Source organism: Methanobrevibacter ruminantium M1 (assembly GCF_000024185.1).
Classification (GTDB): domain Archaea; phylum Methanobacteriota; class Methanobacteria; order Methanobacteriales; family Methanobacteriaceae; genus Methanobrevibacter; species Methanobrevibacter ruminantium.
In genome coordinates, this window is sequence record NC_013790.1 from 1,718,014 (window position 1) to 1,742,354 (window position 24,341).

Annotated in this window: 11 protein-coding genes; 3 read left to right on the top strand and 8 right to left on the bottom strand. The window is 33.7% G+C overall.

The window, feature by feature from the left end; genetic code table 11:
- Positions 1 to 160: 160 nt before the first annotated feature.
- A complete protein-coding gene (locus MRU_RS06485) occupies positions 161 to 2,137 on the bottom strand; it encodes a hypothetical protein (RefSeq protein WP_143714320.1) in 1,977 nt (658 codons plus the stop codon).
- Between the two features lie 709 nt (positions 2,138 to 2,846).
- Between MRU_RS06485 and MRU_RS06490 the strand changes: the two genes are divergently transcribed.
- Complete coding sequence (locus MRU_RS06490; RefSeq protein WP_012956097.1) at positions 2,847 to 4,031, top strand: AAA family ATPase; 1,185 nt, start codon at positions 2,847 to 2,849, stop codon at positions 4,029 to 4,031.
- Between the two features lie 212 nt (positions 4,032 to 4,243).
- Here MRU_RS06490 and MRU_RS06495 read toward each other — a convergent pair whose 3' ends face one another.
- The 4 genes from MRU_RS06495 to MRU_RS06505 all read right to left on the bottom strand — a co-directional run bounded on the left by MRU_RS06495 (position 4,244) and on the right by MRU_RS06505 (position 13,773).
- A complete protein-coding gene (locus MRU_RS06495) occupies positions 4,244 to 8,683 on the bottom strand; it encodes a DUF4062 domain-containing protein (protein ID WP_012956098.1) in 4,440 nt (1,479 codons plus the stop codon).
- A gap of 193 nt (positions 8,684 to 8,876) precedes the next feature.
- The gene (locus MRU_RS06500; protein WP_012956099.1) at positions 8,877 to 11,072 is read right to left on the bottom strand and encodes an elongation factor EF-2; all 2,196 of its coding nucleotides are present in this window, start codon (positions 11,070 to 11,072) and stop codon (positions 8,877 to 8,879) included.
- 309 nt (positions 11,073 to 11,381) lie between these two features.
- On the bottom strand, positions 11,382 to 11,507 hold the full coding sequence (locus MRU_RS12170; protein WP_265101231.1) for a hypothetical protein: 126 nt from the start codon (positions 11,505 to 11,507) through the stop codon (positions 11,382 to 11,384).
- A gap of 280 nt (positions 11,508 to 11,787) precedes the next feature.
- Positions 11,788 to 13,773 (bottom strand): HEAT repeat domain-containing protein, encoded by a 1,986-nt coding sequence (locus tag MRU_RS06505; protein WP_012956100.1) that lies wholly within the window; start codon positions 13,771 to 13,773, stop codon positions 11,788 to 11,790.
- 223 nt (positions 13,774 to 13,996) lie between these two features.
- Between MRU_RS06505 and MRU_RS06510 the strand changes: the two genes are divergently transcribed.
- On the top strand, positions 13,997 to 14,332 hold the full coding sequence (locus tag MRU_RS06510; RefSeq protein ID WP_143714321.1) for a hypothetical protein: 336 nt from the start codon (positions 13,997 to 13,999) through the stop codon (positions 14,330 to 14,332).
- Positions 14,333 to 14,455: 123 nt separating this feature from the next.
- On the top strand, positions 14,456 to 14,932 hold the full coding sequence (locus tag MRU_RS06515; protein ID WP_012956102.1) for a hypothetical protein: 477 nt from the start codon (positions 14,456 to 14,458) through the stop codon (positions 14,930 to 14,932).
- Between the two features lie 177 nt (positions 14,933 to 15,109).
- On the opposite strand, the gene MRU_RS06520 is transcribed toward MRU_RS06515, so the two are convergent.
- The 3 genes from MRU_RS06520 to MRU_RS06530 form a co-directional block, all read right to left on the bottom strand.
- The gene (locus MRU_RS06520) at positions 15,110 to 19,864 is read right to left on the bottom strand and encodes a DUF4062 domain-containing protein (protein WP_048812454.1); all 4,755 of its coding nucleotides are present in this window, start codon (positions 19,862 to 19,864) and stop codon (positions 15,110 to 15,112) included.
- Between the two features lie 299 nt (positions 19,865 to 20,163).
- The gene (locus MRU_RS06525; RefSeq protein WP_012956104.1) at positions 20,164 to 22,449 is read right to left on the bottom strand and encodes an Hsp70 family protein; all 2,286 of its coding nucleotides are present in this window, start codon (positions 22,447 to 22,449) and stop codon (positions 20,164 to 20,166) included.
- Positions 22,450 to 22,622: 173 nt separating this feature from the next.
- The gene (locus tag MRU_RS06530) at positions 22,623 to 24,272 is read right to left on the bottom strand and encodes a serine/threonine-protein kinase (protein ID WP_048812455.1); all 1,650 of its coding nucleotides are present in this window, start codon (positions 24,270 to 24,272) and stop codon (positions 22,623 to 22,625) included.
- Between the last annotated feature and the right edge of the window lie 69 nt (positions 24,273 to 24,341).

The following is a 24,341-nucleotide window of genomic DNA, read 5'->3' on the forward strand; positions in this document are numbered from 1 at the left end:
AAGGATAAATAAAATTAATTGATTAAAATAATTCGTATAAACACTAGTCAAATGATAAAATAAAAGAGTTAAAAGAGTTATTAGATGATTATAACCAAAATAGCTAAAATCCTATCCAATAACAAATTAAACACTCTTTCAATAACTAAAATGTCGCTATCTATCCAATAACAACATTAAACACTCTTTCAATGTTTTCAGATTTGACCTTTAAAGTGACCTTATTCTTTTGAGTGAATGAGAAACCAATACCGCTTAGCTGCTCATCAGACTCTTCCACTTTTGCAATAGTTGCTAAAGCTTCAGTTACCTTACGATGGTCCCTTAATTCGCTAACTAAGTATTCGTTAAACCATGGGTTTGGTCTTCCGTCATTTAAACAGTCCTTTAGGATAAAGAAGATATGCTTATTACCTACAGCATTGTCTCCCCAGTAGTTAGGGCTGTAGCAAATCAGGCTTACTGGAACGAATCTGTTGTAGTTTAAGTTCCATTCTTTAGCGCTAGCGGTTTGATTGTCTAAAAAGCTATTTAAAGTGAAGTTTCCATCCTCACCTAAGCTCACTTTTGCAACATCGACATATTCATTTTGATACAGTCTCATTGGATAGATGAAGTTAAAGATCCTTCCGTCAAATTCAATCTCTGCCTTAAATCCGTCATCTCCACCACGGTAGGTGTATTGATGGACACGGAATAGGTAATCTCCAGGAATCATCTGATTTCTGTCTTTAAATTGAATGTTTTCAACAGCAGGTACATTCTTTTCAGGGTTGATGATATCAACATCCAGCCATCCTCCGGTTTTTGAGCTTCTCATATGGCTGAAGTAGATTTCCTCCCCTTCAGGAGTGGTACAATGAGCGTCTAAATCGTTTTTGTCCCATTCATTGTCATTCCATTGGATGGTAAATCTTAAATCTACATCAACGTCTCCACCTAAAGCCTTTACTCTCTCTTTCATAAGGCTGTCTGCAATGTTGTTTTTATAAGCCCAGCTGAAAGGATTGTCCCATTTAAACATTGATGGAGCGTCCCTATTGACCGGTGCGATTAAAGACATGAAATTATTGCTTAAGTCATATGATAGGTATAGTTCAACTTCAAGAGCAGTAGGAAGGATGCTTTCAACAAAGTCCTCTAGTGAGATCTCCTGAACCTTATCAAAGTTACGAGCCCTGTTAACAGTTAGCTCTTTTAGCTTGTCAAAGAAATTCTGATTGTCTTGAATCTCACTGGTGTAATCCCTGTTTGCAAATAGAACATCATTAATGCTTAAGTCTGCCATATTAGCATAGCGTCTGTAGATTGACTCTCCAAAACCTAATTCATTGATCTTCTCTTGTGCGTCCTCTAGCATTCTTTTAGAAAAGATTGGCTTTGGTCTTTGATAATTGGTAGGTGCTACAATTCTTTCATAGTTTGAGACAGCTTCATCTAATGGCACTCCTTGGGTTACGTCCATTAAAAGAACTCCAATACTGTGGTTTTTGATTCTAACAAGTAATGATCCAAGCTCAATGCTTTTAATCCAGTAGAATAAATCTTCATCCATGTCGTTTGCTTCATATTCCTTTAAGTAGTCCTTAAAACTTTTTAAAGCGTCTTCCCATTGGTCTCCACGATATAGGCTGTTAGATGCGATAAGCTCTAATACAGTGTCTACAGCATCTTGAGAGATTCTTTGGGTACTGTTTTCTAGGACAATTCTGTTATTTCTATAGATTGCCTTCTGGCTTAAGTTTCCAACATATTCACTTGGCACATCCACATAGAAATGGTACCAAGTATGGACGCTTCCGCTATCAAGCATTTCATGATTGCTTTCGATTCCTACCCTTTGAGTGTCGCTCATAAATACGTCCTTAATCTTTGCGGATTTGACATATTCGTCTAAAGCACGGAATACTTCTTTTTCTCCATTGGTTTCACCAGCAAATAATGAAATAAAATCACCAGTGTCTTCATCAAGTGCTACAACATTTGCCATTCTTTTAAAAAAGCTGCGGCATGCACTACAATCCAGTTCTCTTCTTTCACGATAGATTGGGTTCATTTCTCTTGGAAATCCGTCTAGATACATGTTCCATAGTTCTTCCCAATCACGGTCTACAATAAATAATTTTCTTGGTGCCATATTTTCATTAAAATGATTGAATAATCTGTCACGCATATTTTTAAAATTGATACTTTCACCTCCTTTTATTATCAATAAAAATATTTAAAAATTATTTTTCTTTGCAATTTAATAAGCAATATTAATGGATATTAACTTAGAGACAAATTTTAATCTTAAATAGATCCAGATTAATTTTAATAATTTAACTTATCAACTATGATTAATTTTAAATCATAATTCCAAGTGAAATTCGTCAAATAGCCAAATATTCAATTAATAAAACCAATCAAATAATTTTATTAATAATCCAATCAAATAACCAATTAAAATAACTATTTTTTTATTTTAACTAAATTAGCCAATCGAAATATTAACAAATATACATATATTTTAAAACTTATATAAATCGAATAAAGCATTTGCTTTGGTCAATGATTATTTTTAGAAAAATAGAATATCTTAAATTTAAAATTAAAAAGGAATAAGGCAAAAATAAGAAAAATTAGAATAAAATAAGATTATTTGGAAATTATATTGCAATGTGTTTGAATTAATTTTTATCATGAGATTAGAATACATAATGCAAAGTGTGTTTTTCCCATTATAATAAAAAATACCATTACATAATGCAAAGTGTGTTTTTCCCATTATAATAAAAAATCCATTATAATGCAAAATACATTACATTTAAATAATATGTGTTTTAACATATTAATAAGGTGAAATTATGGGAACTTTACCATTAGGAAACGATAATGATTTAGATGATTCACAGTTTTACAATAGAGCAGAAGAAATTTCATTTATTTCTGAGAATTTAGAATTAACTAAAAAGGGATCCACCCCAACAATACTCCTTACAGGCATTAGAGGCGTAGGAAAAACTGCATTGATGAAAAAATTAAAAAAAGATTTCCAAAAAGATGGATATATAGTTGTTTATATGGAATTATCTGGAATGAATAAATATAAAAAAGATTCCCTAGACCGCTTTTGTTTTATGAAATTATTCTATGAATCCATTATAAATGCATACAAGGAATCAAATATCTTATCCATAAATACGCAAATCTTGAAATACATAAAAACCCGTAATTTCAAAATAGACAAAATATCATCATTTGAAAAAATTCCAATTCCAATCATCACAACGGAAGAGGACTATTCCAAATTTGCAGGTTTTGTAATGGATTTGCCTCAAATGATATATGATGATTTTAAAGACGAGATAAATGGAGTTTTAATATTTATGGATGAATTTCAAATCTTAAAACAACTCGATGAAGATGTGAATGGGTTCTTATGGTACATCAGAAGCATTATTCAATCACAAAAAAACATAGGTTATATATTCTCAGGAAGCATGAGCCTTAAAGATGATTTGATTGCAGACATTGCAGGTCAAAAAGGTGCCTTTGGCGGGAGAATATTGAATTATGAAATAAAAAGATTTTCTTATGAAACAACAAAAAACTATTTGAATGAAAAGGCAGATTATCTTAATTTTACAGAAGAGGGTTTTGAAAGATTTTACCATTGCACCAAAGGCAATCTATATTATGTAAATAGTTTTGCAAGATTGCTCCCTCCAAATATAGAATTAAATGAAGAAAAGGTAAACTCTGAATTTGACAAGTCCCTGCCTTATTTGGTAATTCATTTATCAAGCGAATGGTATAAATTAAGCAATCAAGAACAAAGAATCGTCATTGCCCTAATCGAAGGACCATTAAAAAGAATTGAAATAGCAAATAAATTACAAGTAACTAGCGGTGCAATTGGCAGTTCCTTAAAAACACTGCAGAATAAAATGTTGATTGAAATGGATAATAATAAATATCAGATATATGATTCCATTTTCAAAGCCTGGCTAAAAAAGGAATATAGGGAAAAGGGAGATTATCCCTTTTAATCCATAAATTCATTTCGACAATGTTCAGATTGCCCCAAATAAAAATAGATCCCACATATTCACTTGATACAGCATTTTGAGTGATTAGGAATTAGAGAGGGTTATGCTGCCTCCTGCAATAAAAGAAATAACACTACTTTTCACTAAATAAAATTTAAATAAAGAAATACAGATACTTATAACTAAATAAAATTTAAATAAAAGAAATGACACTACTTTTCACTAACCCCACCATTATAATACTCGTTTAAATTATCCAATGAAAATATTGCATCATCTGCCAAGGCTTCAACCTTATATCCCAAATCCAATTGACTGCTGCCAAAATTAGACATATAATTCAAAAATGAGTCTACACCATTTATCCTTTTATCAAATTCAGATTTAAACTCCCTTAATTTATCCAAATCCTCTTCATCCTTAATTGCCTTATTGGCATATCTGCAGGCAGCTTCTATAAACATAGGAATGGCATAAAAGGCATCCTGATATTTCATAAAGCTCTCGCTGTCATTCTCATTTCTGAATTTACGCGGCCATTGAGTGTGAGGGTGAGGATATGCTTTCATTGCATACTTCAATGAATCGGCACTCTTTTTAGCAAGGACTAACGCAATTTGGCTAAAGAACTCAAACTTATCTTTAGAGTCTATCATTGTAAAGCCCAAATACTCTTTGCTAGGTCCATAGAACTTTCCATATTTATATCCAAGGAAAATGCAACTAGGATGAATGCCGTTAATCAATCTATCATCATTTAAAACATTCATTATTCCATCATAATCCTTTAGGAGTTCTAGATTATACAATATCTCATCGCTTCCGTTTGCAAGTGAATCTGGAGATTTTAGAATGTTATTCTTATATATTTCAACCAATATTTCCCTTATCCTTTGCTCACAATCACCATATAAGCCAAGGATAGCCTTTTTAAACTCATCAAACTTGATGAAGTACCTATCCTCAATGGCAAGGATATAATCGCCCATTCTATAGAGGAATAGCCTTAGCTTTGATCTTGCATCAATATGGCTTAATGATTCAAGCCCAAAGACCAATTCCTCTTCATTCAACCCATGTTTTGAATAGATGAGCAAAAGCAATGTGTCTCTAGCAAAGCCATTTGCAAAGCTTGCATCATTTTCAAGTGCGCGAAGCAGTTCCTCAAAAGCGCTTAATGTGGAATCTCCGAATCCTTCAATCTTTTCAACTAAATTCTCATAGGAACCGAAGTTTTTAAGCTCATTCAAGAGTATCTTAAGGAATAATGGAGACTTTGAAGCGGGATTTGATATTATCAATTCCTTCTGTGCCTGATTCAAGTTCTTTAGGATATGATTAAGGTATTCGTTGATTAATTGCTCCCTTTCAGAGATATCTTCAAATCCTTCAATGATCAACTCCTTATGAAGAATGGCAATTTCATAGCTTTCACCGCAAGAGAGTATGATATGGAGATTGTCTGGAATCTCATTAAAGACCAAACGGTCATTTAGCTTATCTGCATTGGAAATAATTAGAACTCTCACTCCACTATCGCTTAACTGCTTAAGGAACTCATCATCAAGGGCATGTTTAACTCCTTTATATAATGCCTCCTCTCCATTGAAAAGACCTATTTCACTTCCAATGCTTAAGGACAAATTGGAAGAGGAATTGCTTTTTGCTGTTGCATTTGATATCCTCATTATTGAAGATATTCCCTTTTCATTCAATAGGGCATGTACCCTAGAAAGAAGGGTGTTTTTACCAATGCCCTCTGCTCCCTTAACTAGAAGCAATCTTTCATTGTCTGATTCGATGAATTCATTAATATAATCGATTTCCTTTTGCTTTCCTACAAAATCGTGTGATATGGACATTATCTCCAAGTTCTGAAGCATTGCATCATCTAGGAAGATATCATCTGTTTTAACAGGCTTATAATCTGGAAACTCATTTTCAATCTGCTTTTTAACCTCGGCGATAATGACCTCGGAAAGGGGTCTGCCATTACAGGTGAAATCAGTGAGCCCTCCCTTTGAGGATGACAATTCATAAAGCTCCATATTCTCATCCCAAATGCAGGAATAATCAAAGAATATGCATTTCTCCCTTATCAAGTCCTTCAGTTGGGAAAGCTTCTCATCATCTTCAGGCTTTCTATTCAAATAGATGTCCCTTTGGGCAGGGGAGAGATCTACATCTTCAAATGGGTTCTCACGCAAGAAGAACAGTGCCCTTTTTGCATGCTCATTATCAAAATCATTTTCCAAAAGCTTGAATAAAGGCAATGTTGTGGCATGCTCTATCTCCATTTCGGTAACTGACAGATGTCCAACAAGATTTGAAACCTTTGGGAAATTTATAAATGTTTCTTCAGTAACCTTTCTTTCTCCTTTTTCTGGAATTCGACCTCTGCGCTGTCCAAGGAAGCATATAAAGAAAGGCCTGCACTTATCAATATACTGGAGGCAGATATTTATTGAATTGCCTGATCTGCTATCCTCACGTGTGATACCCCATCTCAAATCCACTTCAGTAAGCAATATCCTCCTTTCCTTACACCATTTGCTTAGCTCAGGGAAGACTTCAGTAATGAGATAATCCCTTTCGGAATGCATATCCTTAAAGGTGGAGCTTATAAATATCTTAATTTCAATCCACTTTTGGCTAATTTCCACTGTATTTAAAACTTCCACCCCATCTATTACAAAAACCAGCTTGCCTCCATCCTCATTATTTATATCAATGCCTTCAATTTGCTTATCATTAAAGTTATAAGCCTTTAGCTTTCCGGAATTTTTTATTTGGGCACTTTTGATTGGGAAGTCCTTATCTATCTTTAAAAGGCCCTTGTTTATGATGATTGAATGGTTGAAATTGGAATCATATAACTTGGAGAGGTTATTATTGAAAATGCTAATTTCACCACTGTCTGAATTGGAATTGTTTATTTTACTGCCTAAATTGGAATTAGTTATTTCACCACTATCTGAATTGGAATTATTAGCTTTATCACTTTCAAAACTGCATTTGCAGATTCTTAAGCTATCATAATTGCTTATATCATTACCATTTTTTACAGAACGATTATCAGTGAAATCACAGTTATTCAATGACAATGCACCGCTCTTATTTAAAATAGCTCCACCTTCTCCCCAAAGAGATGAATTACTTATAAATAGGGTATCGATTATGGAAAGGGAGCCATTTTCATTATATATTGCACCTCCTCCAGTTTCAAATTTTATGGCATTTGCAGCGTTATGCCTAAATATTGAACTGTCAATTGAAACCGATGCATCCTTAATTGAGATTGCACCTCCATTATATGCTGCATTATCCCTAAACTCCACTTCATATATTTTAAGAAATCCTTCTTTCATGCTTATTGCAGCACCATTGGAGAGTTTTGAGAATCCATTTTCCAAATTAACGTTTCTAAATATAATATCATTACCTGCCAAGGTGAAAATGTTTCTCATTCTTAATGCATCAATAGTATGGCCATTTCCATTAAAAATGAGATTGTCCCGATTAAAGTTTATTCCATCTGGAAAGTACAATTGCTCGTCATTGGCTATGTCTAACTTTATATCATGCATCAAATCTATTTGGGAGTCATTTCCATCCAATAATTCCTTTAGGAAAGTAAAACTTTTCTCATCATTATTTAATGGAGCAAATTCGATTATACCTCCCTTATTATCAATATCAAAGGATTTTCCCTTTTCAATAAAAACAGTCCATTCATTATCTATTTTCAAATCTGAATGCATATCCTTTAAAACAAGATTGAATCTGTTTGAAATGTCATTAGCTGATTTGCGGCCTCCATTTTTATCAAAGGAGCTATTTTCAATAATTGTCTCTCCATTGAATTCATTGTGGATTGCACCTCCCCGTTTATTGGAGTGATTGAATTCAAATCTTGAGTCTGAAAGCTTGAGCAAACCTTCATTAAAGATTGCTCCCCCGTCCTCTAAAGAGAGATTATATTCAAAAATTGAATCGGATATATTAAGGGTTCCAGTATTTTTAATGGTTCCTCCCTGTCCCCTGGAAGAGTTGTTTCTTATATGGCAATGGTGAATGGTCAGCTCCCCCATATTTCGTATTATGCTTCCTATACAAACCAGATTATCGCCAAATATCCTATGGGACTCATTGGAATTTTTAAAAAAGCTGCAATTGGATAAATGCAACTCGCCTTTTGAAAACACATCTATGATTGAATCAAGCTCACTATATCCATTTTCAATTCTAAGATTTTTAATGGCAAGGTTTTTAGATGAAACCTTAAATATTTCCGCCTTATTTCTTCCATCCACCACATGTCCATTCCCATCAAGGGTTATATTACTCCCGCCGATATCTATTCCTCTTTTGTAAGATTCAATTTCACTATCAGCTAGAACAATATCGCAATCCAGAACAATATCCTTTTGGCCGCTATGGATTAGATCATCCAGATATTTGAAATTTCGAACATTATTGTTATCTGAAGAATTTCTATTTTGATTATCTGGAAGAGAATTCCTATTTTTATTATCTGAAAGAGAATCTCCTCTTGGATTATCTGAAATCGCTTCATTCTTTTGAGATTCCCTCTTATCATGAGATTTATTTCCTGATTCAAGTGCATTTTTCAACTTATCGAAAAAACCCATTTTAACACCATAGAATTAAATTATTTTTATAATTATTACCAAATCATTGCCTAATTAAAAATAAAAGACCTAAAAAAAGAAAAAAAGTTTTTTGAACTAAATAAGAATTATAAAAATAATTTTAAAAGAAGAATTAAGTAAAAATACTTATTCTTCTTAAAAACTATTTAATATGTTTTAAATTTCCTTTAAACTATGCAGAATAGTGTTCTGGACCATAAGGCTCTGGTGAAAGACCCTTTCTTGTACGGATTTGTCTTACAATATCATCCTGGAGATAGATTGGCAAGGTTTCAAATCCTTTCATTTCTGTTGAGAAGTCACCTTTACCTCCTGTTGCAGATCTTATGTCTCCTGCAAATCCGAACATCTTTGCAATAGGAACTTCAAAGTCCATCTCTGCAATGACTCCTTTTGTCTCCTGACCAATGATTCTACCTCTTCTGTTTTGAATGTCCTTATTACAATTGCCCATATACTCTAATGGAGCTGAAATGAAAACCTTTTGAATAGGCTCCAATAGACATGGGTTTGCAGACATTATTGAAGCGTAAATCGCTTTCTTGATAGCAGGAAGAACTTGAGCCGGACCTCTGTGAACTGCATCCTCGTGAAGCTTAGCGTCTGAGAGGATGAACTTCAATCCTACAGCTTCCTCATTTGCCAAAGGACCGTCCTTTAAGGCTGCTTCAAAACCTTCAAGCAATAGCTCCTTTACTTCATCCAAGTATTGGATACCTCTGGTCATATTGATAAACATGGACCTGTTGTAGACATCCCATACCCTTCTTGCCTCTTCCTTATCCATTCCAAGCTCAATGAAGTCTTGAGCAGTTTCCTTGGTTTTAATTCTGCCTTCCTTCAAGTCTCCTTCAATCAAGGCATCATAAAGAGGCTTGTCTAAAGGCTGAACGTCAATATAGAACCTGTTATGCTTGTTAGGTGATTTACCTTCAATGACTGGAGAATGACCTAATACGCTTTCCTTGTATACGATGATAGGCTCTGAAACAAGAATTTCCAATTTCTTGTCATTAATTATTCTGTTTGTTACAACTTCCAAGTGAAGCTCTCCCATACCTGAAATCAATTGCTCTCCAGTGGTCTCATTGATTTCCACCTTGATTGTAGGGTCTTCCTTAGAGACCTGTCTTAAGACCTCAATCAATTTAGGAAGATCCTTGGTGTTTTTAGCCTCTACAGCTACAGTAACTACAGGCTCTGAAATGTGGTCGATAGGCTCAAACTCATCGATGATACAATCTGCAGAACAGATGGTCTCACCTGCGCTTGCTCCCTTTACACCTGTCAAGTAAGCAATGTTTCCAACTGGAACCTTACCTGTATCGATGGTTTCAGCACCCATAAAGATTCCAGCCTGCTGGACTCTTGCCTTGCCGTGGGAACCTACCAGATATATTTCGCTAGACTTCTCCAAGGTTCCTCCATAGATTCTGCATGTTGCAACGATTCCCGCATGCTTATCTACAGCCACATTGGTAATCATTCCGGCTAAAGGACCATCTGGAGACATCTTTATCATGGTCTGGCCAACTTCAGACTCAATATCGCCATCCCAAATCTTAGGAACCCTGTAGACTTGAGCCACATTAGGTGAAGGCAAGTGTTTAACTACCATATTCAACAGGACTTCAGTCAATGGCAAGAGCTGCTTCAATTCGTCTTCCTTGCCTTCATTGCAGTAATCTATAATGTCCTTAAAGGTAAATTTTGTCTCCTGCATCTTTGGAATGTTGATAGCCCAATTCTTGAATGCAGAACCGAAAGCTACACTTCCTTCCTCTACATTTACCATCCATTCATTTTTCTTATCCTTAGGGGCCAATGACTTGATTAATGCATTGACTTCAACGATAATGCTTGTAAGTTGCTTCAATAGCTCTTCTGGACCTAATTTCAATTCATTGATAAGCCTGTCTACCTTGTTGATGAATAGAACTGGCTTTACGTTTTCCCTTAAAGCCTGCTTAAGAACTGTTTCAGTCTGAGGCATAACACCGTCTACAGCACATACCACTACAACGGCACCGTCTACAGCCCTCATTGCACGGGTAACGTCCCCTCCAAAGTCAACGTGACCTGGAGTGTCAATAAGGTTAATGAGGTATTGTTCTCCCTCATATTCCTGTACCATAGAAGCGTTTGCAGCGTCAATGGTAATTCCACGTTCCTGTTCGTCCTTTTTAGTGTCCATACCAAGTGCCTCTCCAGCCAAATCCTCGGAGATCAATCCAGCACCTGCAAGCAAGTTATCTGATAAGGTTGTTTTACCGTGATCAATATGTGCACATATTCCTATGTTTCTGATGTATTCTGGCTTGTACATCAATTCCTTTATCTTTGCAATCATTTTGTCTCTTCTTGACATAAATAACACTCCTTTTTGTTTATAAGTGATTTAAATTAAATTAAAATAATTCAAATGGGTTCTTATTAAAAGATAAGAACAAAGATTATGAAAGCCCAGTAATTAAAAATAAGTTAATTAATTTAAAATAATGAAAAAAATAAAATACGATTTGGTTTTTCTAAAAAAAGCAGTTTTATAATTATTTTTATTTAACAAATTGATTAAAATGTTATAAAAGTTGTTTTAAGATTATTTGATCAAAGAATTATTTAATGCCCAGGATAATTCAATAAACCTAGCATCATCCTTTAAATTGATTTTTTTAAACTAGTAGTTTCTTTTTTTATAATAATCAAATAAACACATAAACTTTGCAATGTTAATCATAGAACCATTTAATTTAGAATCAGCTTTCATAAAATTAAAATCTGTTTCTGAGTCTTCGAGTCCCATGGCTAACACCCCCAAATAATCTTTAATTTTAGTATATATTTAATAAATATATAAAATTTATGAAATTTGTCTAAAAACAGAAAGATTTAGACAAATAACTAATTTTATTCATTTTAAACTTCTTTAATTATAGTTTTGATTAGATTGTATATAAATAGAGTAAAGGAATTGCTTTATTTAAACTTGATAAAAATCGAAGGATAATCAAGGAATTATTTCAATCAACAATAAATCCGTGAACATTTTAAAAGCAGGAATCATAATATAGGATTCCGATGCACTATAAAAATTTCTTATCCATCAGCCTGTAATTAACAAACTGCTCTGCAAACTTATTCTCTGCATAATCGGAAATAACAGACTCTTCATTAATACAGTGCTCAATCACCTTTGGACTGATTTTAAAATTGGAATTATCCAAAACGTACTTCCTTAATACATCATTTTCCTCATTTAGGAAGGCCTCTTCCAGAATAGCATTATCAGTTGTTTTAGAAAGATATAATAATTTTATTCTAAAATCATTGCTGTTCAAATAGACATACTTTAAGAATGCCTTTGACTCTATTCTGCCGAATGCAGTATAGCGAATGCGTTCATCGATTGCATTTAATGCAATATCTGTTAGAAACAATGGATTTTCAATCTTATAAATCACCAAGTCCCTTAAAACAAAGCTTCGAGTGTTTTTTATAGCATAAACCAAATCCAGATAGTTGTCTATCCTTTCAAGAAGACAAAATGAAATGGTGTTTCTATAATAGTTCCAAGCTACCTTTTCATAATAAAAGGAATCCAGCCTATTGTCAAATAGACGCTCGTAATGCTCTAGGTCATGACTGTAAAAGTCATAAGTATTAAAGATATCAAAGTAATCATTTGAATTATCAGAGATATAATCGCATATCCAATCATCATCATAGAAATTAGCTTCCCTAATATCCTTATCGATTTGATTGACAGCTAAATCTAGTAGATATGCTGAATCAGTCAATCTTTTGATTGCAGTTTTTCGAATATCACTTGTTTTTCCATTCTTTGCAAAGTCAAACAATACAGAATTGTCAGATATTGCTTCAATAGCCAATCTAACCATTTCACAATTGGAATCGGCATATGCCAAATCAATGAAGTAAGACTCTTCAATCTCCTTATCTAAAGAGTAGGAATCATTAGACTCATTAAACAGTTTTTTTAAATCCGAATCTTCATTAGAACTATCAGAATCTCCCAAATAAGAATCATAATCCAAACCATTTAGATAGTCCAAATAAAAGTTCAAATAAGCATGTCCTCCATCATATGCCATTTGATAGAGATAAAAGCTCCTTTGGTCACCTTCTGCAAGCTTTAGCTTGTCATACATTTTTTTCCTATAGGAATCATTCTCTAATTTACTCTCATCAAATGGATTATGAATCTCATAATGGTAAAGGGCCTTTTCAAAAAAGATTTTAAGCTTATCTATCAATTCATTATAGCATTCATTAGCTGAAGAAATATAAATCTGATCCAATAGCTCAAAGTCAATCAGATCCCTTATTCCCTCATCATTATCCATTTCCTTAGGGACATAATCATCGATAGAGCTAATCATATGCCAAGACATGTCATGAAATTTCTTTTTAAAGTTAAATTTCTTATTTAAGGAAGGATTGAAAAGATTATATTTAAAAACCAAGTTCTTTAAAGCAGGAATGCGAACAATATCCTCATCATCACTAATGACTTTCTTTAAAACATCCACACCCTTTGTAGAATAGTTAGAAACTGCAGCGGCACGGACATCTTCATCATCATCATTCAATGCAAGGCCTTCTAAAAATTTGCTGTCATTTAAGCAAGGGTGACAAGCTGCAAGAGAGCGCAATTTGGGGGCTGATTCATTTTCAATTATGTATTTTAAGGCATCTTCATCAGTTAGATGTTTGTTTTCCAATGCTTTAATACGATAATCAATATCATTATGGTTTAAAGCTATTTCTTTTAGCTTAGACCCATCGTCAAGCATTTCTATAACAGCTAAAGCAAGCTCCTTTGGAACGCTGTCAATATCAATATGGTATAATGTGACTCCAAATAGATCAAGACAGTCTAAAGCAGCTATGCGAATGTCTAAATCCTCCTCTTCATCAGTTACTAAAGAGTCAAGAGGATAAAAAGGATTTAGAAGGCTGATTGAAAAAAGCCTATCTTCCTTCTTTTCATCTTTATTTAAGGCTCTTAAACGTTCCTCATCCAAATCATACATTACAGGAATAGTCATTTTTTTAACCTTTAAATTTTTATCTCAAGCTTTTTTTTCTCCCATCAAAGGAATACTAAAATATTCAAGAATTAGCTCTTTTTCTCCCCATCAAAGGAATAAATAATTCCACATAAAGAATCTTAAATTTTTTATTATTAATAAGTATATTTTAAAAAGTATTTAAATTGTATAAATAAATTCATTTATGGGATTTATAATGATTATTAATAAACTATTTAATATGAATGAAGATAATGAAATTTATTTAGTAATTATACTTGTATTAGCTCCTTTAATCTTTTCTATCATTGATTTTACAAGCTGTTTAGTAGATCATGGAGTAATAACATGGTTTAACTGCTATACATTTAAGACATATATTTGTTTTATTCCAATATTGCTTATTTGTTCTATTATAGCCAAAGTGATTTGGAGAGAGAAAAGCCTTAAAGATGTCCTTGAGATAGCATTTGCTCCTTTGTTTTTCTGGCTAATTGAAATAGGATTTGCATTGTTTGTCAGTTTATTCATTGGAGTATTTATTGATATGATTATAGGGATAGAAGCTATGGTTTGAATAAATAAAGTAATTAAAAATAATAGTTGAATAAATAAAGAAATTAAAAGCAATATTTAAAAAAATGATTAGAATAATTTTAGAGGCCAAATAAAAGAAAATTTATAAAAAAGGAGGTAAAAAATGGCTAATTGGTGTGAAAACAAATTAACAGTAAAAGGAACAAGTGAAGAATTAGTAAAACTTATAGAAGAACATGTAATTGATGGAGAATTGTCCTATAAGACATTTGCAACAGAACATAGATTATTCGGTGAAAATCATTTTGACCTTGATGAGATCTTAAATGAAAGAATAAGCGAAATAGTCTTTTGGTTTTCAACAAAATGGTCACCTGTCCCTGCAGAGAAAGTTTGTGAAGAGATAAATCAGACTTATCCCACCCTTAAGGCAGAATTATCATTCTTTTCAGCAGAAAGCGGATTTTGGGGACAATATAGCGACTATGGCGGTGAGGAGTATTATGAACTAAAAGAAGAGGATATTGAAAAAACAAGTGAGGAATTTTTTAAATTTGGACTTGAAGAAGGCTTTTTAGAAAAAACAGAAAGTGGAAAATACGCCTTCACCCATGATGTCCCTACTTTTAGATTATTATGACTCTTAAAATAAAGCAAAAATAGACAGAAGATAGATGCTCTTTTAATTAGATAGAGCATATCTTCCAATACTTTTTTTTAATTATTTTTTTAAATTAGATTTATTAAAAATAAATCCATATAAGTCCTTTTTTTAGAATTTATAAAATCTATAGAATTTATAGAATTTTTCCAAAATCTACAATTCAAAGAACCTTAAATTACCTAAAGTGTCACCAAGAATCAATTTGCCATCATTAACACTGACAGATGTTGCAAATATGTCTAAGAAGTAAGTATAAGTGCACTCATCATTCTTCCAGAATTTTAATGTCTTGTCTTCTGAAATAGTGATTAATCTGGACTCATCAAGATAGATATTTGTTATGGCCTTATCATGAGCCTTAAAGCTTGCTGTTTTTGTACCGCTTAAGTCAAATATCACAACAGATCCATCCTTAAATCCTGCGACTAATCTATCGCCACTTACTCTAATTTTAACAACTGGAGAATTGATTCCTGCATCAAATTCTGTTTCTCTTGGATATGAACTAATGCTTCCGTCTTCAAATCCTACAAATGCTAGATTGGAGTCGAATTGAGTAGCTAAGCTTGTAGCCTTTTTATCAAAGCCTGCCTCATAATCAGGCATGGAAATCTTTTTCTCTTCAATGAATACCATTCCATCACTGATTTGAGCAATATCAATGACAGGATTAGGATTGTCCCTATCATCAGCATTTAAGTCAATAAGCTTTTTGGACTTTTTAGAATCGCTTCCATCATCTTGGACCTTAATAGGCTCCCACATATCTGTAGCGTCACGGCTAGCTATCTTATATATCTTATTGCCGTCTTTCTCCTTCTTTACACCTGATAAGAGCAATTGTGACTTGTCCCTATCATATGAAATAGAATTGACTCTGAATTCACTTGCAAATTTATTAATGCATTCTTCCTTATTTAAATCCCAAGCAAATATTTCACCATTATCTGAAGCTGTAATCATATGATTTCCATCTATTTTTATTGACAATACAGACTCACTATGTTTAGTTTCCTTATTGGCTTCCACTTTCTTATTCAGGTCGATTACGCTTATGTCATTGTTCTCATTAGCTACAATGACCCATCTCTCATCACCATCAGTGAAATAGTCAATAGCTGTAGGTGACTTAATACCTGTCTGAATGTCCATAGGAATGTCTGAGCCTTCGATTTTAGCTATTTCAAACTTAGGCTGCCTTGGCCTTGGAATGTTCCAGACCCTTAGCACTCCCATATCTGAAATGGTTATTATCTGGTCCTCCTTCTCTAATGTGATAGCTTGGGCGAACTTGTCGTGAGGGCTGCATACCTGTGCCTCATCAATGCTTTCTCCACCGCCAGAGTTTTTAAGGGTGTTCCAGAACTTCATCTGTCCGTTTTCAGAAATCAAGGTAAGGAATCTCTTATTAAGTCCCATAAACCTTATTTCCTCTGATGAATCCAATTGGGTGGAGCTTTCCTCTCCTGCAGGATTTTGCTGATGCTGCCTGTTATATGCCTTTCTCTTTTCATAGACATCCCAGCCGTCAACCTCCTTCTCGTCACAGACAAGGATTGCCTCGTTTCTTCTTGGAACAAGGATTTGATTATATTTCTTATGCTCTATCTCTTTTTCTTCACATAGCTCTTTTGTATCCAGGTCTATTGTGAATATTCCCTCATGGGAAGATGCATAAATCTTATTATATGTTCCAGAGAGATAGATGTCTGTGATATTGGCATTTATTTTTGGATAAATGTTATCGTCATCCTTGAAGATTGAACGATTGTTTATGTCCCATTTATTGATTTGGCCATTGCTTGATGCCATCAGCATATTTTGGCCTTCATCTGTTGGTATTATTCTGATTACCTTAGAATCATGAGGCTCTTCAAGAATCTCCAAGTCATTGCTTTCAAGGTCAAAGAGGTTTAATGTTCCATCCTCATTTGCAGAGATAAGCAATTTATCATCGGTTATTTCAATGCTTGATGTGGATTTTGTTCCATTCACCTTTGGCCTTTTTATGATTGAGCTCTTTGGAGAGTAAAGGGAATTGGATTTTGGCTTTAAGACCATCTCATAATCAGCCTCAATTTCATCTATAAGTGGACTTATCACTTCATCATCCCTTAAGTCAACCATCCTTCCATATAATTGGGCAGGAAGCTCAGACTTATCATCAGAGAGGATAGGAGCAGAGAGTTCCAATGCCCGACCTATCAGGACTATTGAATGGTCCTCCTCATCCTTTATGAATGGATGTTGGGCATCTTCAAAGTCCTTGAACTGATAATCAACAATAAGATTGTTGATGTCGCTTAGATTGATCTTGTTTTTAATGAATGAGTATGAAGACAATATATCTTTCAATCTGTCAAAGTCTCTTGACTCGTTTGCATGGTATGGAAGCTCATTATATGAGCGGATATTTTCCCCTTTAAAGTTGAAACCATCTATAGTACTTAAGTCTAGGGTTTTATCATTAGAATCCGCCGAATCTTGACCTAAAGCATCTTTTAAGAAATAATCTGCAAGCAAGGCATTGACATTGATTAACTTATCAGAATCTTCCTTATCCTTAAAGTATTCATTCAAACGCTCATTCTTTGGAATGTTTTTAGGAGCATACCTTTCTTGTGCAGCTAGTTTGAAGCTTTCATAGAAGAAGTCGTCCCTTCCTTCCTTTCTTGCCATGAATGGCTTCACTTGCCTTAGGTTAAGGTTTATTGTATCTCTGATGTATTCATCATCCAAATCAGGCTTTGCGGCCTTTATTATGGAAGCCATTTCATCCCTGGACAATCCCACCCTTGCATTTGCAAGCAGTGCAAAGATTAAAGGAACAAGAGCTTCACCTTCAACAAGGTCCTCGTCATGCTCCAATCTTTCCAAAACATGGTTGAATGCTGTCTTTGGAGAACCTTGAGATTGCTTTTTAGAGCCTTCAGAATCATCAGAATGATTAGAAGAATCTTCAGAAGTCAATTTAGATTCATCTGCAAACTCATCCTTAATAAACTCTTGAATCTCATCCCTTAGCTTTTCAAATGAGGCAAATACCCTAAGCTCGGCCAACAATACCTTTAGGAAAAGAGGGTTTTTAGATGCATCGAAACTACATATGGTTTCAATATCCTTATTAGAAAGCTCCTTCAAGTAGTTTTTAAGATATGCATTGATTATCTTAGTCTTTTCGTTCTTACAATCCTCCAAGGCCTTAAGCTCAAAGCTATAGTTCTTATATTCTCCTCCAAGCTCATCCTCATGACCGTCCTCAAAGTAAGGGCAGATTGCATTTCTATCCTTTATGAATTTTAAGCTTTCGAGGCATAGTTCCTTATCTTCATTATCTTCCTTACATGATATTATTATCTTTAGATTAGATGATTCAGGTGCAGGGAGCCATTTTAGCATCTCTAAGCCGTCAGGCATCTGATTGACTGCATCGATTATGATTACAGACTCTCCCTTCTGGGAAATTTTATCAAGAATCTTATCTATGGATTTCTTTAGCTCATCCAAATTCTTTGGAATCTTGAAATCATCATCCTCTGTCAAACCTGCTTCTTGAATGATTGTATCCCATAGAGAGAATGCCTTTGAACTTAAATTGGAAGCTCCACAGAATCTCTTATAGATAGCCTTTTGGTTTGGCCTTGTCTCATCATATTTATTTGTATATTTCTTCTCAAGTTGAATGGCCAAGTTTGCAAGAAGCATAGTCTTACCGAAACCTGCCTCAGAGGATACAAGACATATCCTGCTTTCATCGGCGTCTTCAATGTATTTGCTTAATATGTCTGTGTCCTTTTTGATTGGAATATAGCCTTGGCTGTTAAGATATGCAAAGTTATCCTGTTGATTCAACTCATTCTGGAGGATTCTTTCCTCTTCGGTTAGGTCCTCATCCTCCTTAAAGTTTTCTGGGAATTCCAATTCCAACTGTCTCTTCATCTGTTCGATTATGACATCCTTAAGTGGCCTGCCGATTTTAGATTCTATATTTTCAGATTTCTTGATTAGACTTATATCCTTATAATCCTCTTTAACCTCTTTAAAATTACTTAGCCTGCCCATCCATTCATAGTCATTGTAACGGCGGACCTTTTTCTCTGGATCGTCCTTATCCTTATTGGTGAGAGCCTCAATTTCTGGAATCTTCAAGTTCCTGTTCCAATCCCCAGTGTACTTTGTTATTTCAATGTGAACCTTCTTTTCATCCTCTGGAAGATCACAGTCCCCTTTCATTTTGATTATTCTATCAACAATCTTTTGAGAGGAATTGTCGGCATCTTCGATGATTTCCTTGGTTTTTAAGGACAAGTCATCTATTATCTTAGGTTCCCTTATGCAATTGCCTTCGCTGTCATATTCTCCAGGGATAAACTCTCCATGTTCAGCATCTACCAAACCGTAATTTGTATATACCCTCTTTTGAGCGTCTGTGATTTCATCCAATGAGGACTTGTCCCTTATGAAGAATAGGGAATGTCTTGTACGTAGATTCTCTGGAAGCTCATCGTCATCATTTAAAAAGTCTTTTAACGGTGAAAGCAATGCATGCTCAATTTCCATTTCAGTGGCTGAAAGACCGCTATAGGCTGCAATCTCCTCATATCTTTTGAAAGTGTCATCGCTGATGTCTTCAGCGAAATCTGGAATCCATCCCCTCCTTTGAGCGAGGAAACATAAGAAGAATGGACGGCTTTCGTCAATATTGATTAGGCACTTTTCGATTGTGCTTTTGTTGTTGGAGATTTCTTCTGGAACTCCCCATCTTAAGTCAATGTTTGATAAGTGTATCTTGTGCTCTTCGCACCACTCCTCTAGCTCTGGGAAGACCTTTTTGATAAGGTAGTCCCTTTCTGCATGCATGTCTATGAAACTGCTGCTTATAAATATAGTTGCATATTTCCATTCCATAAGGCTCACCTAATTTAAAGAATTTTGTCAAATAAGTTTTATAAAGGGTTTTAAAGAGATTTTAAAAAAACTGTTTGTTTAAAATAAACTTAAAAAAACTGTTTGATTAAATTAAAAATTGTTAAAAATTTTTTTATATGATTAATATTATGAAAAGAATTATTATTAAATGTTTATATAATCTTTCATAATAATAGAAAATAAGTAAATTTATAAAAAAGAGAAAAAACAATTTTTTCTGGTGAAAATTAAAAAGGGTTAAATAAAAGAAATAAGAAATTAAATAGAAAAATAAGAAATTAAATAGAAAGCTCCACATCTGCAATGGTCAAAAAGAACTTGCATTCATCTAAAACATCATCCAAATAGTTCAAATACTCTAAAGATGGATAAACAGCTATCTTATCATACCTAGCCATATCAACCAATATATCAAGATAATCAATTATCTCCTTTTCCTCTATCTCTTCAATATTCTCATAGACTCTCTCTATGCTTTGATAAATGCCATTTTTTAAAAAAAGCTCTTTTTTATCTTCATCACGAGCAAAATCCCTAATTTTATTGTATTTTTTTATAATCTCATCATGCTTGCTCTTTAAATTATCATAATTATCAATAAAACCATTATAATTATTGTAATTATTGAAGCTAAATGAATTATTAAAGCTTTGCCTTAAATAAGGAATAAATACTTCAAAATCAATCATATTAGACTCGTTTATATTTATATTCAATTCTATCTCGCTATCCTTAGGCAAATCATCAATAATATCATTGCCTGTGATGACTATCTGTCCCAATAAGGTATTATAATTGGCTAGAATAAGCTCTCCAAAATAGAATGAAAATTTAATGAAGCTGTCACCATCTCCTTTTTTGATTATTTTACTGGTGTGTAGAATCTCTTTTCTGCTCATTGGGATTATATCCCCCTTAGATGCAATAGGATAGGAAGAGTTGAACCTTTTAGAATATTCAATTATAAAGTCATTTTCTGTGTCAAGATCAATCAAGTCCTCTGAATTCTTTAATATCAATGAAGAATCCTCATCAAGATAAAGACTGATTGAGGAAGATAAAATAGGATAACCTGGATTTAAGGCTTTCTTATAATGAATTGAATTTGGAGAATTTTCATCAAGTTCAACAAGATCCCCATTGCCGTCATAGATATTGATTAAAAACTCATTATAGCTATCTTTTACATTCAGATTAAGTCTGAAATTGCCATCTATATCTAAATCAATCCTTTCAGTAGGATTTCCAGTTTTAGAGTCCTCAATATAAATGATTTCTCCATTGGAGCCTGTAATCTCAATTGAATAATCCAAAAATGAATATTTCTCGTCCAATGCAAAGACCTTTCCGTTAATATCAATATTATCCTTAAAACCTATCTTTTCATAATCCAAAATTAAAGCAAATCTGTGATTTTCACATTCAATAAATTGTTTTTCTATGGTTCCAGCATAAATGGAAGCACCTTGTGCAACGACAGTCAAAGGATTAATTCCATATTCCAATGGCCTATCGAATTCATCTTTTAGGCTGTCCCTTAAAATTGAGCTTAATGTGGAACCTCCAACAAGAATGATCTTTTCAACATCATCAATAGAAAGATTGCTTTCTTCCAATACCTCATAGCAATGATTAAAGGTGATTTTTAAAAATGGCTTCATTATATTCATTAAATCTTCTTTGCCTAATATATAATTAAAGTCATATGATTTGTCCCCTATTTCGATAAGCTTTTCAATAGAAAGTTCATAATCTTTAATGTCATTATCAGAACCAGATAAAGCTATTTTAGCCTTCTCAGCTTCATTTTTAAGTATTGAAAATACCTTAAGATAATTAGGATTGTCCCTTCTAAAGTCAGTCAGATTCAAGTCATCAATGATCTTTGGAGTGAAATAGTCATCTACAATCTTCCAATCAAAGAGCTTTCCACCTAAATTGTCTTCACCGCTTGTTGCAAGCTTCTCTATCTCCTGCCCATTTGCCTTAACAAGGGACACATCAAATGTTCCTCCCCCTAAATCATAGATCATCCAAATACCAGTATCCTCTTTTTTTGCCCTTAATCCATAGGCGATGGCTGCTGCAACAGGCTCTAAAATAAGATAAACTGATTTGAATCCAGCTAGCTCTGCAGCCTCTTTAGTTGCCTTTGTCTTAAGGGGATTTGAATTGGCAGGAACTGTTATCACAATCTCTTCAATGTTTTGGTTTGTTTGGTGATAGATGGATTTTCTTAAATCCTTTAGAAGTTCCGCAGACAGTTGCTCTGGATACATCTTAATCTGTGAGCTTTCAAATAAAAATGGAATTGGAAAGCCCATATTGAGCTTAAATTCACTTGTGGCATTAGAAGGACATTTTAAGACAGCTTCCTTTGCAATCCTGCCAACGTGGATTTCACCTAAACTGTCTATATAAACAGCAGATGGAGTATGGTCCTCACCTGTAGAGTGATTTTTTATAATCTCAGACTCTTGACCGTTAAAACAAGCTATTACAGAGTCGCTTGTTCCTAGATCAATTGCAAAATCAATTGTATTTCGTCTAATTTGTCTCATCATAAAAATCACTCATTAATTACTTAAACTTGATTCGACTATTTAAATTGCCCTATGACTATTTAAATTGCCCTATGACTATTTAAATTGCCCTATGACTATTTAAATTGCTCTATAAAATAATAGATATAAATCTTTTTAATTAAATGGATATCTACAACCATATTAGTTAATAATCACATACTCAAGTCCTGTTTCCACAAGGACAATTTATAAGCATAATCCTTTCTTATTTCATCATCATAAACTACCAATAGCTCCAATAACTTAGAAGCATCTATCAAATTACCCCTATCAGCCAAATCAATTGCCTCATTCAAAATCCTATCCTCATCATAGCTTTTTAGTGTGTCTATTGAATCCTTATAAATATCCCTTATCTTATCATTTCTATCCATAAGATTCTCTAATCGATTAATAGATATAATAAAATCCTTATTTTTATTTAAATCTATAAAAATACTCCATAAATCTATGTAGTAACCGTAAGTGTCCTTCAATATAGGATTATATGCAAAGGCTTCTCTTAAAAGATCAATAGCCAATTTATAATTTTCTCCTTTAAGTGTAACTGTGAAAGCCTCTGAAATTAGTTTGGCATCGGGATAATCCCCTTTCCATAACCTAAGAGTTTTTCCATAGGTTTTTCTAATTTCATAATCCTTCAAGACTTCCTTTTCAAGAATGGAACTTGCCTCATCCAATCCATCCTCTGTTTTAGCCAATCTGAATGCCTCTAGAATATTGTCATTTAGGATATGGTCTTGGTCTTTAGAATCCTTATTAGATTCCCCTAATTTAGAAGATTCCTTTAATTCAGCAATCCTAGAAGATTCTTCCAATTCCTTTAATTCGCCAAATTCACCTAATTCTCCCAATTTTCCTAAATTATCTAATTCATCCAGTTCTTCAAGTCCTTTAAGCTCATTCAAATACTCCTTATAATAAGAATATTCCTTAAATTTTTCAATTGCCTTATCCAAATCATTTTCAAAGTCCTTTGCATCAATATGCCTTTTGTTTGGATTGACATCCAATGCCTTCAATACAAGCTTGTCAACAAACTTAGGAACGTTTTGATTAAAATGGCTAGGAGGCTTCAAATCAATCTTCCATGGCTTTCCATCAACTATATCACCAATGACATAATCAGAAAGCCTATAAGGAAATTCACCTGCTAGAAGAAGATAGAATATAACTCCAACAGCATATACATCGCTTCTTGTTGAAAACACTCCATTAAAGCATTCAGGAGCCATATATGGCTTGGTTCCACCTACCTCAAAATCATCTGCATTTGAACTGAGCTCCCTTGCAAAGCCAAAATCGGATATCTTAACAATCAGCCTTTCATCACCATAATTCATAAGGATATTCTTTGTCTTTAGGTCCCTATGGATGATGATAGGATTTGAAGAGTGAAGGGTGCCTAGCCCCATAAGGATTTGCTTGATTATATCCAAGGAAATATGGATTGGAATTGGCCTGTTGGCCTTAAGATATGAAGTCCTATAGTCCTCAAGGTCTCCGCCGGAAACATACTCCAAAACAAAGTATGCAATATCTCCGATAAGTCCGGCATCATATATATCCAATATATTCTCATGGTGGAGTTGGCTTGCTATTTGCACTTCGTGAAAGATATGGTCGATATTTTTGGTATTTGAAAGTGGTTCTTTGATTATTTTCATGGCTCTTTTATCGTTTAGGAAGTTTTGCTTTACGAGGAAAACTTGAGCGAATGATCCTTCCCCTAAAAACTTTAAGACCTCATATTGGCCATGGAAATAATCTTCTATCATGTCTTTTGTTTGATTATAATTCAAGAGAACCACCGATTAAATATAAAATAGCTTTAAATAAAAATTTATTAAAGATGGTTTATTAAGTTTACT

Bases quoted from the DNA above. Each gene is read 5' to 3' on its own strand.
- MRU_RS06485 (WP_143714320.1), bottom strand. From the start codon at position 2,137: ATGGCACCAAGAAAATTATTTATTGTAGACCGTGATTGGGAAGAACTA.
- MRU_RS06490 (WP_012956097.1), top strand. From the start codon at position 2,847: ATGGGAACTTTACCATTAGGAAACGATAATGATTTAGATGATTCACAG.
- MRU_RS06495 (WP_012956098.1), bottom strand. From the start codon at position 8,683: ATGGGTTTTTTCGATAAGTTGAAAAATGCACTTGAATCAGGAAATAAA.
- MRU_RS06500 (WP_012956099.1), bottom strand. From the start codon at position 11,072: ATGTCAAGAAGAGACAAAATGATTGCAAAGATAAAGGAATTGATGTAC.
- MRU_RS12170 (WP_265101231.1), bottom strand. From the start codon at position 11,507: ATGGGACTCGAAGACTCAGAAACAGATTTTAATTTTATGAAAGCTGAT.
- MRU_RS06505 (WP_012956100.1), bottom strand. From the start codon at position 13,773: ATGACTATTCCTGTAATGTATGATTTGGATGAGGAACGTTTAAGAGCC.
- MRU_RS06510 (WP_143714321.1), top strand. From the start codon at position 13,997: ATGAATGAAGATAATGAAATTTATTTAGTAATTATACTTGTATTAGCT.
- MRU_RS06515 (WP_012956102.1), top strand. From the start codon at position 14,456: ATGGCTAATTGGTGTGAAAACAAATTAACAGTAAAAGGAACAAGTGAA.
- MRU_RS06520 (WP_048812454.1), bottom strand. From the start codon at position 19,864: ATGGAATGGAAATATGCAACTATATTTATAAGCAGCAGTTTCATAGAC.
- MRU_RS06525 (WP_012956104.1), bottom strand. From the start codon at position 22,449: ATGATGAGACAAATTAGACGAAATACAATTGATTTTGCAATTGATCTA.